This window comes from Paucihalobacter ruber (assembly GCF_006494535.1).
In the GTDB taxonomy this organism is placed as follows: domain Bacteria; phylum Bacteroidota; class Bacteroidia; order Flavobacteriales; family Flavobacteriaceae; genus Paucihalobacter; species Paucihalobacter ruber.
The window spans coordinates 140,368-155,564 of record NZ_VHIQ01000005.1 but is presented as its reverse complement, the minus strand read 5'-3'; the positions used below and the strand labels follow the sequence as shown (position 1 = coordinate 155,564).

The window sequence follows — 15,197 nt, the reverse complement described above, 5'->3', positions numbered from 1 at the left end:
ATACTGCGCAAAGATAATAATTAGAATAACATTGATTCTTGAAAAAGGTGAATCAACAGTTAGGGTTATAGCATAAGGGTTCTTTAACTATTGAGGACATATAAATTGATCTTTTGAGCCAAAGTGTATTTTCGATTTTAAAATACTACTTTTGCGAGGCTACTATTATTTGGCATGACAAAAGAACACCCAACAGGACTTTCAGCACTGATTATATGTTATAACGAAGCACTGCACATTGAAGCTACTATTAAGCAAGTTGCATTTGCAGACGAAATTATTGTTGTGGATTCGTTTAGTACCGATGGTACCTTTAAGATGTTACATAATTTTTCGAATGTCACCGCCATTCAAAAAACATTTGAAAGTTTCCCCGATCAACGAAACTTCGCAATCTCTCAAGCAAAGTATGACTGGGTATTGTTTTTAGATGCTGATGAACGCATTCCACAAAAACTTCAATCTGAAATCATAGCGACCGTTAGAAATCCAAAATACGACGCTTACAAGATCAGACGACAATTTTATTTCAACAATCAAAAAATAAGATTTTCAGGATTACAAAGTGACGCTACTTATAGGCTTTTTAAGAAAAATAAAGCCAAGTACGACGAGGCCATTTTAGTGCACGAACAATTAAGAGTTAACGGTACAAGTGGTAAGATGATAAACAAGATGTTACATTATTCTTTTAGCAACTGGACTCATTTTAAGCAAAAGATGGAACACTATGCTACATTACAGGCAAAACAATTGTTAGAACAAAGTAAAAAACCAACGGTGTTTAAAGTTATTTTTAAACCGTTTTACAAATTTATTTACAACTATGTGTTCAGGCTGGGTTTCTTAGACGGCAAAGCTGGATTTAACATCTGCTACTACAATGCTTATGGAGTTTCACACAGATTTAAAATATTAAAAGAGCTCATTAAAAACAAGTAAGCCTTATATTTTTAAGCGTTTTTTTAAACGTTTTTTTCGAAGCAGTTTATTCCTAAAAGTATCAGCATAGTGTTTCATAAGCTTAAAAACTTCTGCTTTTGGCTGATTAATGAGTTTTGAATATTCATCACTCATCACCTCTAACATTTTATCGGGTGCAGATAGTCTTGCAAAATTTTTGATTCTTGTACTAAAGTCGAGCGTTCCAAAATTCATTCTGTTTAAATCTACCAGATAAAATAAATAATGCTCTCCATTCTTTTTAATCAAAGTATTTCCGGGCGAATGGTCAATAAAATGAATTCCCTTTTCATGTAAGTTAAAGGTAAATCGAGTAAAGGCTCGAACTACATTTTCAAACTCATCACAATTTGGATCATCTACCATTTTTCTAATGGTAAAGTCGTAATCCAATTGTTTGCTAATATAAAAACTCCTTCTAAACAAGAACGATTCTTCAATTACATAAGCTTGTGGATCAGGCGTTAAAATATCCATCGTTTTAAGCTTTGATGCGTATTCAAAAGAACGTTCGGCCTTTCCTTTTCTTAAAAATTTATAAGCAATCTTATTAAAAATATTGGGGATTTTAAAGGACTTGACGTTGTATTTTATACCTTCTACCTCAATAATTTTTATCACGTTTCTTTTACCATCACCAATCAGTTCACCTTTATTATTAAATTGATCAATAATAGTCTGCACTTGACCGGTAGTTAAGTCACTTTCGGGATGAAGTTTGATAATAAAAGACATGACATTTAAATTGCGCCGTAAAAGTAATACTTTAATTTATTTGATTAGTTTTGAATTCACATTCAAAACAGATAAAACTTAAATAGTATTTGTGACCTACAAACATTACATCATCACCCGATTTAACTTAAGAAAATCAGATTGGAACACCGGTAAAAAGAACATTTCCGTTTTAACAGACCAATGGCACGACAATCGCTTTGAATTGTTTGCCAACTTTTGTTTTCCGTTTGTTGCTGCACAAACCAATAAAAATTTTGAGTGATTGGTATTTTTTGACGAAAGTACCAAACCCAAATACAGAAATACCATTACAAATTTACAATCTCAATTTTCAGGATTTTCGCCAATATTCGTTGATGGTATGGATGCCTTTTTTCCGACTATAAAAGAAATTTGGGTTATTACAAACTATAAAATCATTCTAGATTTAACTATGAATTTTGAATTGGCACTTTAAAACAGTGGTGCACGTTGTACCTTTTCATTTTAAAAATTTTGGCCATATATGTACGAATAATGATTTTGTTTCAAGTTCATAATAATTTAGGTAGTAGCTTTTCTGAAATCGTTTATAAGAAGCATTAGCATATGAATTCAAACGCGCAAATTAAATTTGAAAATAAAAAGAATGACAATATAATGAAATTACTTTAAAACGAAAATGTTATCCTAATTTTGTGGTCTGCAATAACATGATTTTGGAAATTAAATCTTGTGAAGCATTTACTGATGCTCATATTGCAAAAGGCATCATTTATTTGAAAGTTTCTATATCGACTAAAATGAATTCATTCTTTTCATTACTATTCTTTCAAAAAAGACTTTATGAGGATAACATCTTTGGATTTGTCAGAGGATGACTATTTTCTATATTTGTGGTGAATTAAAATAAAAAGGTGTTGGACATTCAAAATTATGGTTGGGCAAATAAACAATGATTTATCATTTAAGAGAAAATTAAAAAGCTTGTCTATTTTGATATGTTTTGGTTCGGAGAGCGATACAACTTATCAGCATAATTAAGATTCCCTAATTTATAATTACATAAAAGAGTTTGAAACCGATACTGTTTTTTATCAAAAAAATACCAAAATCCTAAATCCCTGTTTATGTTGATATCAGACAGTCACAAATTTATTTTCATTCATATTAGAAAATCCGCAGGAGGAAGCGTTAAAATACCACTCCAAATTTATAGTTTACCTCGACCAAGTGATCTATTTTCTAAAGTTTTAAGTAAAATTAATTTAGAAAAAGATTATCATAATTTTCGGTTTAGGCAACATGCCACTATTTTAGATGTGAAAAAAATTATGCCTTTAGACATATTTGATGGATATTTTAAATTTGCTTTTGTGCGAAATCCTTTCACTAGATTAGTCTCTGAATACGAATACATTAGAAGAACACATAGTCACGGGAGACATAAGAAAGTTTTAGCCCTGAACTCGTTTAACGACTTCATTTTATATCAATCCACAAGGTTCGATGCTCATCAGGTAAATATGTTGTGTGATAAAAATGGTGCTATTTTGATGGATTTTATTGGGAAATTTGAGAATTTAGAAGAGGATTGGGGTAACGTTTGCAAAAAAATTGGTTTAACCAATATCGCTATGCCTCATACCAAAAAAGCAGAAACTTTAGATTATTCCGATTACTATCCTCAAAAAAATATCGAACTCGTTCAAAAACTTTGGAAAAGAGATTTTGAGACTTTTGGCTACAGCTTTAATTTTAAAGTTTAACAAAACTTGTCTATTTTAAGATTACAAATAAGCAACAATATTGTTTTTGACATTAGTCTTATTTAAACACTTCTTTATATACTCAAAAAAAATCTTAAGAGATATGCTCTCATGCATAATCGCAGCTCTTTCAATATCGTCCAAAATCAGAACAAATAAATTTCTCCAGCGTTAAGTAAAACAGGTTCTTTCCAGCCATAATGGCTTTCCAAATGCCGAATTCAAAATAGCTGATTTATCAATATAAGAAGAACAAAAACAGTCCATTCAAAATGAACTAAAATTAAGTTAAAGCTTGTTATTTCAAAAACTCAATATTTAATAGTCTTCACATTTTAACAACTACTTCAAACTACTCAAAGATAATCGGGTTTCTATAAATCCAAAGCCTAAAAGATTCACTTTAAAAAGAACTACTTATTTTCATTTGGCATTTTAAAAGCTATGGTGTAAGTTGTACCTTTGCAGTCACAATACATAGACGATATTAGTGAATAAAATCAACTTAAATAACACCTTTACTACAGCCTTAACTAACCCTGTTTTTTCAATAATTTCAAAAGCCTCAAAACAACTAGGTCTTAATAGTTATGTAATTGGTGGTTATGTAAGAGACTTTATTTTAAATCGTGGTGATGCAAAAGATATTGATATTGTTGCCATAGGCAGCGGCATAGACCTTGCCAAAAAAACGGCTTCACTTCTACCTAATAAACCACAGGTTAAAATCTTTAAAACCTATGGTACGGCCATGTTGCGTTTTGATGATTTGGAAATTGAATTTGTTGGTGCCAGAAAAGAATCTTACAACGAAAACAGCAGAAATCCGGCTGTAGAAAGCGGCACCTTAGAAGACGATCAAAACAGGCGTGATTTTACTATCAACGCCTTGGCTATAAGCTTAAATGAAGATGATTACGGTCAACTACTCGACCCTTTCGATGGGTTAGAAGATTTAAAAAATGGTCTAATCAAAACACCTCTCGATCCTGATGTTACTTACAGCGATGATCCACTAAGAATGTTACGCGCCATTAGGTTTGCAACGCAACTGGATTTTATCATTAACAAACGTTCTTTAAACTCAATTGCCAAAAACTGCCGACGTATTAAAATTATTACACAAGAACGCATCGTCACCGAGCTGCACAAAATTCTTGAAAGTGAACAACCTTCAAAAGGGTTTATTCTTCTCGAGAAAACCGGATTGCTGGAACTTATACTTCCCGAACTAACAGCCTTAAAAGGCATTGAAGAAATTGAAGGTCAGCGTCATAAAGACAACTTTTATCACACACTAGAAGTGGTTGATAACATTAGCAAATACACCGATAATGTTTGGTTGCGTTGGGCCGCTTTGCTTCACGATATTGGTAAGGCACCAACCAAGAAGTTTCACGAAAAAATTGGCTGGACCTTTCACGGTCACGAATTAAAAGGTTCTAAAATGGTATTTCATTTGTTTAAAAGATTGAAAATGCCATTGAATGACAAAATGAAATACGTTCAAAAGCTCGTTTTTATGAGCTCCAGACCTATTGCAGTATCAGGTGATGTAACCGATTCTGCCGTGCGAAGACTCATTTTTGATGCCGGCGATTGTATAGAAGATTTAATGACGCTTTGCGAAGCCGATATCACAACCAAAAACCCTAAAAAGTTTAAAAAATATCACAACAACTTTAAGCTGGTTCGAAAGAAAATGGAAGAAGTTGAAGAGCGCGATCACGTTAGAAACTTTCAGCCACCCATTTCAGGCGAAGATATTATGAAAACTTTTAATATTCAGCCATCGCGCGAGATTGGTATTATTAAAGAGCGAATCAAAGAAGCTGTTTTAGAAGGCGATATTCCAAACGAATACGAAGCTGCTTATAAGATGATGCTCAACGAAGGAAAAAAATTAGGATTAAAAATTGCTACCGAAAAATTATGATTAAGAAATTTAGAAAAACCGCCAAAATAGCACTTGTGCTTATTTATTTGGTCATTATTGCCGGTGCTGTTGTGAGAATGACAGGTTCGGGAATGGGTTGTCCCGACTGGCCAAAGTGTTTCGGTTACTATATACCGCCAACCGAAGCTGAACAGCTGGAGTTTAAAGCAAATTACGAATACAAAAAGGGTATCGTGATTATAGTAGACGAAAGCTTAAAAGTGGCCAAAAGTAATTTTACCTCGGGCGACAGTTTTAACCCCGACAACTGGAATAATTTCACCACACACGATTACAATATCTTCAATCCGTTGCATACCTGGGTTGAATATATCAACCGTCTCCTTGGTGCGCTATCCGGTATTCCTATTTTAATTTTTACCATCATGTCCATTTGGCTTTGGAAAGACAACAAGTGGCTATTGCCATTAAGCATTTTAACTGTTTTTGCCATGGGATTTCAAGCCTGGTTAGGAAAAACCGTTGTGGATTCTAATTTGGCACCTTATAAAATCACCATTCATATGGTCATGGCACTACTCATTGTCTTTGTGATTTTATACCTTATTTACGCCTCAAAGACCAGTTTTAAAAATCAGTTGGCAGATGTGGGTTTTCACAATTTATTGATTTTTGCCACTGTTTTAACACTTATCCAGATTGTTCTAGGTACCCAAGTAAGACAATATATTGACGAACAGGTTAAAGAAATTGGCTATATTAAGAGTGAATGGCTGGCCCAACCTACCATTAATTTTTATGTACACAGATCGCTGTCTGTTTTAGTGCTGCTGGTTAACGGCTGGTTGTTTATGAGAAATAGAAAGCTACAACTAGGTTATGGTAAAATGAATTTGGTCATCCTTTGCATTGCCCTTGAAATTGCTACAGGAATCTTGATGTATTACTTTGATTTTCCATTTTCAACACAGCCTTTACACCTGGTAATTGCCGCTATACTAATTGGTGTTCAGTTTTACCTCGTTCTCGAAAGTCGCAGAGCTCTCACCACCCAAACTGCGCAAGCATTGACTTAATTTTTATATTTGTAATCTTAAAACCGAAAATATGATTTACAGATTTAGAGTAGTACTCGACAACGATACTGATGATGATGTGTTTAGAGATATCGAAATAAGAGAAACCGATACTTTAGAAGATTTACACAACTGTATTTCGCAAAGTTTTGGTTTTGACGGATTGGAAATCTCCTCGTTTTATTTAAGTGATGATGACTGGAACGAAGGCGAAGAAATTACCATGTTTGACACTGAAGAACCCGGCGTTCGATATATGGGTAATACTTTAATCAATGAAGCTGTACACGAGGCCCAAACCAAGCTTATTTATGTTTACGATTTTTTATATATGTGGACATTCTTCGTGGAACTGGCCGAAATAGTTGAAGAAGCCGAAGGCACCAACTACCCCAACCTGATGTTTATTCACGGTCAAATACCTGAAAGCGCACCCGAAAAATCTTTTGAAGCTGAAGATTTTGACGACTTCAACGATGAGTTCGACGATGGTTTAGATATTGAAGACTACGACGGTTTAGACTTTGACGAAAACTGGAATTAAAAATCTTTGGCATTAACATCTTCATAATTTCGTTTAACGAAGTCAAGGGCATTTTTCAAAATTTCACCCATATTTTTAGAACGCTTGAATTTAACGTCTAAGGTATAGTCATAGATGGTTGTTTTTAGCATTTCTATGTGTGCTTCGGAAGAAATTTCGTCGTGAATCATGCAATCTACGAGTTGATTGAGCCTGTCGTGATAACTTATAATTCGCTTGGCAACTATAGAGCGCTCCTCAATTTTATACTGGTCGATTGAATCTTTCGTTAATCGCTCAGATACCAAAGTCACCATTCGGTTATTCTCTTTGAAAAACTGTGGGCGATACACATTAAATTTTCCTTCATAACATTGTTGGTCAAAATCTATGGCTCTAATTTTAAAAACAACATGATCAAAATCGTGAATAGGTACAATAACGTAGTTGTAAGAACGCATATCTCCCAATAGTCTGATCATGCAGCGTTCATTAAATTTAACGAACTCCTTGGCAATTTGAGATTTTTCAGATGGCGTACAATCTTCTAAACTATTCTGAATAAATTCGTCTCCTGGAATTCCGGCGATGTGCTCTTCTATTAAGGTGTTTTTATAAACTAAAAAATTAAGGTTATAAGGAGATAGCATGTGTTCCAGTTCCAATCCGTAAATTCTGGAAGCGTCGGCCTTTTTCACATAGAAATAGGTGAAATTGTCATTGAGAATATTTCTCACCTTCACCCTAAAAGGCTTACTGTTTCCAAAGGTACAGTAATCAATGGCATCTACATTTAAAAACGGTATGGTTCTCTGGTTCCCATCAGAATGTAAAATGGTATATACTTTTTTAAGGTTCAAATCTATTTCAGCCCGGTCAAATTCGCTGTAGTAAACGCGTGTCCAAAGGGTATCGTTATCGTTTTTGTCGTAAACTGCTACAGAACCCTGAAAGCGCAATAAATCTTCGTAAGAAACTGAAATTCTCAAATGGCGGTTATACTCTTTCAGATATTTATTCAATCTGTCAGAAACAGGATAGGATGGTTTCTTCTTAGATATTTTTAAGTCTTGCATACCGGTCAATCTTTTTCAAATGTAGTAACTTAATCATTATTTGTAACATTTTAGTGCTTGTTTCGTCCTATTTTTAACCAATCAAACTTCATCAATTTTGGAAACAATTCTCAGCATTAATAATCTTACCAAAAAATTTGGCAGTATCACCGCTGTTCAGGATTTAAGCTTTAGCATTAACAAAGGCAATGTTTACGGTATTTTAGGACCCAATGGCAGCGGTAAATCTACCACTTTAGGCATTGTTTTAAACGTTGTTAATAAAACCAGCGGTGATTTTAGCTGGTTTAATGGCACGGTGTCTACACACAATGCTTTAAAAAAGGTCGGCGCCATTATAGAGCGACCAAATTTTTATCCTTACATGACGGCCATTCAAAATCTAAAACTGGTTTGTAAAATTAAAGGGGTTGATATTTCAAAAATTGAAGAAAAACTCAAAATAGTCAACCTTTGGGATCGTCGCCATAGCAAATTTCAAACCTTTTCATTGGGTATGAAACAGCGTCTGGCCATTGCATCAGCACTTTTAAACGATCCGGAAATATTAATATTAGATGAACCCACCAACGGTTTAGATCCGCAGGGAATTCATCAAATCAGACAAATCATAAAAGACATTGCCGCAGGCGGTACCACTATTTTATTGGCTTCGCACTTATTAGATGAAGTTGAAAAAGTGTGCAGCCATGTGGTAGTATTACGCCATGGTGTTAAACTTTATTCAGGTCGTGTTGACGAAATGATTAGCAGCCATGGCTTCTTTGAGCTTAAATGTAACGATCAGGAAACTCTTGTTAACTATTTAAATAACAATGATGTAATAAGTAAAGTGAAAATTGAAGGTGATTTAATAACAGCCTTCCTGAACGAACCCATCGATGCAACCACCTTTAACCAAATGCTTTTTAAAGAAAATATAGCCCTTTCTCATTTGGTGAAACGAAAAGAGAGCTTAGAAGAACAGTTCCTGCAATTAACCGACCAACAATCCAACTAATCAACCATACAATGATTCGCTTACTACAACTTGAATTACAAAAATTATTATTGAGCAGAGTCAATAAAGTGCTCATTTTCATATCGTTTGTTTTACCATTTTTTATACTGCTGTTGTCCTCATTTAAAATCAATTTTTTTGGCTTGTTCACTTTTGAATTAGGGGAAATGGGTGTTTTTAACTTCCCTATTATATGGCATCTCACCACCTTTTTTGCATCGCAGTTCAAGTTCTTTTTCGCCATTGTAGTGGTAAGTATGATAGGTAACGAATACAGCAACCGCACTTTAAAACAGAACTTGATTGATGGTTTGAGCAAACGGGAATTTATATTGTCTAAGTTTTATGCCATTGTATTCTTTTCGTTGATTTCTACCTTAATCATCTTTTTACTCACATTAGCCATAGGCTTATATTACTCAAGTTACAACGAAATTGGTATCATTTTTAGAGAGTCGGAATTTATCCTGGCGTATTTTGTAAAACTTGTTGGCTTTTTTAGTTTGTGCTTGTTTTTCGCCATGCTGTTAAAACGTTCGGCATTTGCGTTGGCCTTTTTGTTTGTTTTATACATCGTTGAATGGATTAGCTTTGGACTTATTGCATGGAAAAGCGATATGGCCTTTGCCGAAAAAATTCAAAACTTCTTCCCTTTAAAATCTATGTACAAACTCATTGACCAACCCTTTCAGCGCTTAGCCATGACCAAATTCCCTGATAAAACCGAAATGGCCTATGATTTTGCAGTACACTGGCACGAAGTACTGATTGTATTACTCTGGACCTTCATATTTGTGTTTTTATCCTACAAATTATTAAAAAAACGAGATTTATAATATCTTTGGTAGCTGTTGCTATCGAGAATGAAGTATTACTTATATTTTACCTTAATTTTATTATTGGGCTTCAAAGGATTGGCTCAAAACGAGGCGGCCAACTGGTACTTTGGTCAGTTTGCAGGTGTTAGATTTAATCAAAATACCGATCAGGTAACAGCACTAACGAATGGCCGGCTCAGTACGCTTGAAGGCTGCACTTCTATTTCAGATACCAACGGTAATTTATTGTTTTATTCAGATGGAAGAACCATCTGGAATCGCAACCACCTGCCCATGCCTAACGCTAATGAGGCATCCGGTACAGGCTTGCTCGGTGATAACTCCAGTACCTCATCAGGACTTATTGTGCCAAGACCTCAAGACGACAATTTCTTTTACATTTTTACAGTTGATGAACCACATCATTTTAATACGCCTTCATTTCCAAATCAATCTGCCGGTAATGGCTCAAACGATGGGCTGAGATATTCATTAATAGACATGTCGCTGCGAGCTGGTTTGGGAGATGTGGTCCCAACCGAAAAAAATGTAGAACTCATTACTTACGATCCCAACAATTCCATTCAGGCTAGTTATAAATGTTCAGAAAAAATTACGGCAGTTCGGGCGGACGACTGTTCATCGTTTTGGGTGCTATCTCATTTTGGTTCAAATTTTTACGCATTTAAAGTTACCGAAACCGGCGTAGAAACCACACCGGTGATTTCAACCGTAGAACCTTTTGTGCCTTTTGCCGGCTACCGAAGAAATGCACTGGGTTATCTTAAAGCCTCACCCGATGGCAGTAAACTAGCGGTGGCACATCACGGCTTTTCAACCCAAACAGCAACCGATGGACCCGGAGCCGTGTATTTATACGATTTTGATAATGACACCGGAACAGTCTCAAACCCTATAGAAATCTATTCACAACAAAATAATAACAGTCCGTACGGCATAGAATTCTCCGCCGAAAATAAAAAATTATACGCCACTGTTGGTCTTGGCATTAGTGGTGACGGTGCCAGTCAGGTTATTCAGTGGGATTTAGAAGCTGCCAATATAGCGGCTTCTGCTCAAATCATTCACACCTCCAATGCTATGAGTGCCGGTGCCTTACAACTGGGCATCAACAAAAAAATATACCGGGCACAGTTAAGCTTTACCTTCAATAACACAGTTTCACGCTTCTTAGGTGTCATCAATAATCCGGAAGCTTCAGGTATGGCAGCAAATTATAATGAACAGGGTGTGCTACTGGATGTGAATGGCACCGGTCAAAACCGAAGTACCATTGGCTTACCACCGTTTATTCAGTCGCTGTTTAATTCTGAAATAGACATTATCAGAAATGGTATTAGTACATCAGAATTATTACTCTGCGATGGTGGTACATTTACACTTCAGGGCGACGAGATCCCCGGAGCCGATTACACATGGTTTAGAGATGGTAATGAACTAACCGACGAAACACTTTTTAACTTAACCGTAAGCACACCGGGGTTCTATCAATTGTTCATAGAACCCAATAATGGCGAATGCCCTATTGAAGGTGAAGCCATCGTGTCTTATTTTGAGGTACCGGTGATTGCCAATCAACCCACTAATGTTGAAATTTGCAGCGACAGCTTTATATCCGAATTCGATTTAACCACCAAGAGCACTGAAATATTAGACAGTCTGGACTCAAATACTTACGAAGTGTTATATTTCACCTCTATGGAAGCGGCTATGGATAACCTCAACCCTATTGAAGGTAACTTCACTAATAGTTCTAATCCGCAAACCATTTATGCTAGGGTGCAAAATCAGAATAATCCCAATTGTTTTGACATTACCGACTTTGAGTACCAAGTATTTTTAACTCCTGTAGTTTTTGGGATTAATACCCTTGAAATTTGCGATGATTTTAATGACCTTACCGATGGTATTTCTGAATTTAATTTAACCGATTTTAACGCAGATGTACTGGGAACTCAAAGCACTTCAGACTTTAATGTAAGTTATTACAACTCGCAGGCAGATGCCGATAGCAATACCAATCCAATCATTGGCAACTATCAAAATACCACACCGTTTAACGATACGGTTTTTGTGCGAATCACCAATAACAACAATACTGATTGTTTTACAATTTCGGCTTTGAATTTTATTGTAAATCCCGTGCCGGAATTCACGAACAGTACAATTTTTCAATGCGATGAAGATGGTATCCCAGACGGTTTTACCCTGTTTAATATCAATGAGATATTTGAAGACATCACCAATGGCCAACCCAATAGAAGTGTTGATTATTTTCTAAACGAAACCGATTTAAACAACAATACCAATCCTATTGACGGTAACAATTTTGCCAATTTTGAAAATCCGCAAACCATTTATGCTCAAGTCACCAATACCAGCACCGGTTGTACGAGCACTGCAACCGTTACTTTAGAAGTTAGCGCCACCGCAGCCAATGATGCACAACTCAGCGCATGTGATGATGATGGTCTTGAAGACGGTTTTTATACCTTTAACCTGTCTCAAGCCAATGCGCAAGTATTACAGGGTTTACCAGCCGGTTTAGACATTGCCTATTACGAAACACTTGAAGATGCACTATTGGAGCAAAATGAACTACCCAATAACTACACCAATACGGTGGCTTTTAATCACACCATCTTTGTAAGGGTTGAAAACGACAACGCCTGTTTTGGTATTAATGAAGTGTTATTAACCGTTTTTGAATTACCCCAAATTGAAACAACATTTGAAACCCTCTACTGCCTCAACTTTTTTCCCGAAACCATCACCCTCGATAGCGGCGTGTTAAACAACCTGCCCAACAACTTTTTTTATAACTGGTCTACCGGCGAAACCAGTATGCAAATACAGGTCAATGCGCCCGGTACTTATACAGTACGCGTAACCAATACCAACGGCTGTTTTAAAGACCGTACCATCACAGTATTGCCGTCTAATATCGCCACCGTTGAAAATGTGCAAGTCACCGATGCTGCTCAAGATAACAGCATTACCGTTATCGTTAGCGGTGAAGGAGATTACGACTACGCTTTGGACAGTTTTGGTCCCTATCAGGAGAGCAATACCTTCAACAATCTGCAACCCGGTATCTACACCGTTTATATCAGAGACCGAAATAATTGTGGTATTGTTGAAGAAACCGTCTCAGTAATTGGTTTCCCAAAATACTTCACCCCTAATGGCGATGGTTTTAACGATTTCTGGCAAGTAAAAGGTATCAACCGCGATTTTCAACCTAACACCATTATTTACATTTACGATCGCTACGGAAAATTACTGGCACAAATCGATCCGCTTGGCACCGGATGGGATGGCACATTTAACGGTCAACTCATGCCTACCAACGATTATTGGTTTTCTGTTACATTAGAAGATGGCAGACACCTAAACGGGCATTTTACTTTAAAGAGGTAATAGATCTTTTTTTGATAAATTCGTGGCAACAATAAATTTAGTATGAAGTGGTACCAAACACTTTCTGTATTTTTGAGTCTAACTGTTTTTTCTGTTGTATCGGCTCAAGATGTAAGTCTATACCAACAGTTTAACGGACGATACGACTACACCGCCATTGGCAATACCATGAACACCTCTGAAAATGGGCCATTTTCGGTTTGCGAAATTCTAACGACTTCTTCAGCGACGCTTAATTTAACCAACAGCCAAACTATTGTAGCTGCCTATTTGTATTGGGCAGGTTCCGGACCGGGCGATTTTGAGGTTCAATTAAATGAGGTTCCCATCTCAGCAGAAAGAACCTTTACCAATAGCCTTGATGCCAGTCGCATTTTTTTCGCAGCATTTGCCGAGGTTACCAACTTGGTACTAGACACCGGTGATGGCGATTATACCTTGTCAAATTTGGACCTTACCGAAGTGATTGCACCCTATTGTCCATCAGGAACCAATTTCGCGGGTTGGTCTATCATTATAATTTTTGAAGATGAAAACCTTCCACTTAACCAAGTAAATGTTTACGACGGACTACAAAGCGTACCAAACAGCCTAACCATTACCTTAGACAATTTGAATGTTTTAGACACCGAAGGTGCTAAAATTGGTTTTCTAGCCTGGGAAGGTGATGCAGCTTTAGCTGTGAACGAAACGCTGAGTATTAATGGCATTGCCCTTAGCAATCCACCGTTAAATCCGATTAACAATGCCTTTAACAGCACCAATAGTTTTACGGGTAGCAACGAGCTTTGGAATATGGATATTGATGTTTACAATATCCAAAACTTTATCAATATAGGAGACGATTCAGCGATTATTGAACTCACATCCGGTCAGGATTTTGTGATGATCAATAACATCATTACGGTTTTAAACAGTCAGTTGCCCGATGCTACCATAACCATTAACGACGTTTTCACACGTTGTAACATTTTCGATATAGAAGTTGAATTTGAGGTATTCAACCTTAACAGTACCGATATACTACCTTCGGGTACACCCATAGCTTTTTATGCAGATGATAGGCTGATTGGTCAAAGTGCCACCAACAATGACATTGCCATCAGTGCCTCAGAAAGCGGATTGATCACCCTCACCATCCCCGAAGATATCAGCCCTGAATTTACGCTTCGCATAGCAGTTGACGATGACGGTACAGGTAACGGTATGGTAACAGAACTGGATGAGAGTAACAACAGTATCTCGCAATTGGTAGCTTTGAATCTACCTCCAGACATCGTTACGATAGCCGGCGCTACGGCCTGTAATGAAGGTTTTGAGGTTGGTACTTTTGATTTGTGGTCGCTTATCTTGGGATTACCCGATCAAAATGAAGACAACTATAGTTTTTTTGAAAATTTAGAGGAGTTATACCAGAACATTAACCCAATCTATTCGGCCTTCAGCTTTAACAACCAAGCGAATCCTCAAAAAATTTATATCAAACACCTCACTGCATCTTGTTTTGAAGTATTTGAAACAGATTTAACAGTAGAAAACTGTCCACCAAGAATTCCTGAAGGCTTTTCTCCCAACAACGACGGCTTAAACGATTGGTTCAACATTCAGGGCTTGTACGACATTTTTGTTAACCATGAACTACTCATTTTCAACCGTTACGGAACACTCATTTTTGTGGGAGATAATAACCAACCGTGGAATGGCGTGCCAAATCGGGGTCTAAATGGCACCTCAAATGTAGTTCCGCAAGGCAGTTATTATTACATTCTTAAATTGCGCGACCCAAATTATAAGGATTTCAAAGGCTGGATTACAATTAACTATTAATCCTACTATACGCAGATTTTAGTTTCTAGCTTCTTTAATTTGGTACTTTATGCCTACGAATGCCGATATTTGGTAATTGACATTTGGAAT

At 36.4% G+C, this 15,197-nt stretch carries 14 protein-coding genes; 12 read left to right on the top strand and 2 right to left on the bottom strand.

Going from position 1 to position 15,197, the window contains the following annotated elements; all coding sequences use genetic code 11:
• The first annotated feature begins 174 nt into the window (after nucleotides 1-174).
• Entirely contained in the window at nucleotides 175-942 is a 768-nt protein-coding gene (locus FJ651_RS11180; RefSeq protein WP_140990609.1) for a glycosyltransferase family 2 protein, read from the top strand.
• Nucleotides 943-945: 3 nt separating this feature from the next.
• Here FJ651_RS11180 and FJ651_RS11175 read toward each other — a convergent pair whose 3' ends face one another.
• Nucleotides 946-1,698, bottom strand: a complete 753-nt coding sequence (locus FJ651_RS11175) for a Kdo domain containing protein (RefSeq protein WP_140990608.1) — start codon at nucleotides 1,696-1,698, stop codon at nucleotides 946-948.
• A gap of 91 nt (nucleotides 1,699-1,789) precedes the next feature.
• On the opposite strand from FJ651_RS11175, the gene FJ651_RS11170 reads away from it, so the two are divergent.
• The 7 genes from FJ651_RS11170 to FJ651_RS11140 all read left to right on the top strand — a co-directional run bounded on the left by FJ651_RS11170 (nucleotide 1,790) and on the right by FJ651_RS11140 (nucleotide 6,966).
• On the top strand, nucleotides 1,790-1,963 hold the full coding sequence (locus FJ651_RS11170) for a glycosyltransferase (RefSeq protein ID WP_216746139.1): 174 nt from the start codon (nucleotides 1,790-1,792) through the stop codon (nucleotides 1,961-1,963).
• Nucleotides 1,964-2,158: a hypothetical protein gene (locus FJ651_RS11165; RefSeq protein WP_140990606.1), complete on the top strand. Its 195-nt coding sequence runs from the start codon at nucleotides 1,964-1,966 to the stop codon at nucleotides 2,156-2,158.
• A gap of 187 nt (nucleotides 2,159-2,345) precedes the next feature.
• Nucleotides 2,346-2,561 (top strand): GxxExxY protein, encoded by a 216-nt coding sequence (locus FJ651_RS15870; protein WP_140990742.1) that lies wholly within the window; start codon nucleotides 2,346-2,348, stop codon nucleotides 2,559-2,561.
• 249 nt (nucleotides 2,562-2,810) lie between these two features.
• The gene (locus FJ651_RS11155) at nucleotides 2,811-3,449 is read left to right on the top strand and encodes a sulfotransferase family 2 domain-containing protein (RefSeq protein ID WP_140990605.1); all 639 of its coding nucleotides are present in this window, start codon (nucleotides 2,811-2,813) and stop codon (nucleotides 3,447-3,449) included.
• A gap of 490 nt (nucleotides 3,450-3,939) precedes the next feature.
• Complete coding sequence (locus tag FJ651_RS11150) at nucleotides 3,940-5,385, top strand: CCA tRNA nucleotidyltransferase (protein ID WP_394348091.1); 1,446 nt, start codon at nucleotides 3,940-3,942, stop codon at nucleotides 5,383-5,385.
• Nucleotides 5,382-6,422, top strand: coding sequence for a COX15/CtaA family protein (locus FJ651_RS11145; protein WP_140990604.1), 1,041 nt, complete (start codon nucleotides 5,382-5,384; stop codon nucleotides 6,420-6,422). Before FJ651_RS11150 ends, FJ651_RS11145 begins: the two co-directional genes overlap by 4 nt.
• 31 nt (nucleotides 6,423-6,453) lie before the next feature.
• The gene (locus FJ651_RS11140) at nucleotides 6,454-6,966 is read left to right on the top strand and encodes an IS1096 element passenger TnpR family protein (protein WP_140990603.1); all 513 of its coding nucleotides are present in this window, start codon (nucleotides 6,454-6,456) and stop codon (nucleotides 6,964-6,966) included.
• On the opposite strand, the gene FJ651_RS11135 is transcribed toward FJ651_RS11140, so the two are convergent.
• Nucleotides 6,963-8,021 (bottom strand): hypothetical protein, encoded by a 1,059-nt coding sequence (locus FJ651_RS11135; protein WP_140990602.1) that lies wholly within the window; start codon nucleotides 8,019-8,021, stop codon nucleotides 6,963-6,965. The genes FJ651_RS11140 and FJ651_RS11135 overlap by 4 nt on opposite strands.
• 97 nt (nucleotides 8,022-8,118) lie before the next feature.
• Between FJ651_RS11135 and FJ651_RS11130 the strand changes: the two genes are divergently transcribed.
• The 4 genes from FJ651_RS11130 to FJ651_RS11115 are packed head-to-tail and all read left to right on the top strand — an operon-like array spanning nucleotide 8,119 to nucleotide 15,107.
• Nucleotides 8,119-9,021 (top strand): ABC transporter ATP-binding protein, encoded by a 903-nt coding sequence (locus FJ651_RS11130; protein ID WP_140990601.1) that lies wholly within the window; start codon nucleotides 8,119-8,121, stop codon nucleotides 9,019-9,021.
• Between the two features lie 11 nt (nucleotides 9,022-9,032).
• Nucleotides 9,033-9,857 (top strand): ABC transporter permease, encoded by an 825-nt coding sequence (locus tag FJ651_RS11125; RefSeq protein WP_140990600.1) that lies wholly within the window; start codon nucleotides 9,033-9,035, stop codon nucleotides 9,855-9,857.
• Between the two features lie 27 nt (nucleotides 9,858-9,884).
• Nucleotides 9,885-13,280, top strand: a complete 3,396-nt coding sequence (locus FJ651_RS11120; protein ID WP_140990599.1) for a T9SS type B sorting domain-containing protein — start codon at nucleotides 9,885-9,887, stop codon at nucleotides 13,278-13,280.
• Between the two features lie 42 nt (nucleotides 13,281-13,322).
• The gene (locus tag FJ651_RS11115; protein ID WP_140990598.1) at nucleotides 13,323-15,107 is read left to right on the top strand and encodes a gliding motility-associated C-terminal domain-containing protein; all 1,785 of its coding nucleotides are present in this window, start codon (nucleotides 13,323-13,325) and stop codon (nucleotides 15,105-15,107) included.
• Nucleotides 15,108-15,197 lie beyond the last annotated feature (90 nt).

Bases quoted from the DNA above. Each gene is read 5' to 3' on its own strand.
- FJ651_RS11180 (WP_140990609.1), top strand. From the start codon at position 175: ATGACAAAAGAACACCCAACAGGACTTTCAGCACTGATTATATGTTAT.
- FJ651_RS11175 (WP_140990608.1), bottom strand. From the start codon at position 1,698: ATGTCTTTTATTATCAAACTTCATCCCGAAAGTGACTTAACTACCGGT.
- FJ651_RS11155 (WP_140990605.1), top strand. From the start codon at position 2,811: ATGTTGATATCAGACAGTCACAAATTTATTTTCATTCATATTAGAAAA.
- FJ651_RS11145 (WP_140990604.1), top strand. From the start codon at position 5,382: ATGATTAAGAAATTTAGAAAAACCGCCAAAATAGCACTTGTGCTTATT.
- FJ651_RS11140 (WP_140990603.1), top strand. From the start codon at position 6,454: ATGATTTACAGATTTAGAGTAGTACTCGACAACGATACTGATGATGAT.
- FJ651_RS11135 (WP_140990602.1), bottom strand. From the start codon at position 8,021: ATGCAAGACTTAAAAATATCTAAGAAGAAACCATCCTATCCTGTTTCT.
- FJ651_RS11125 (WP_140990600.1), top strand. From the start codon at position 9,033: ATGATTCGCTTACTACAACTTGAATTACAAAAATTATTATTGAGCAGA.
- FJ651_RS11120 (WP_140990599.1), top strand. From the start codon at position 9,885: ATGAAGTATTACTTATATTTTACCTTAATTTTATTATTGGGCTTCAAA.
- FJ651_RS11115 (WP_140990598.1), top strand. From the start codon at position 13,323: ATGAAGTGGTACCAAACACTTTCTGTATTTTTGAGTCTAACTGTTTTT.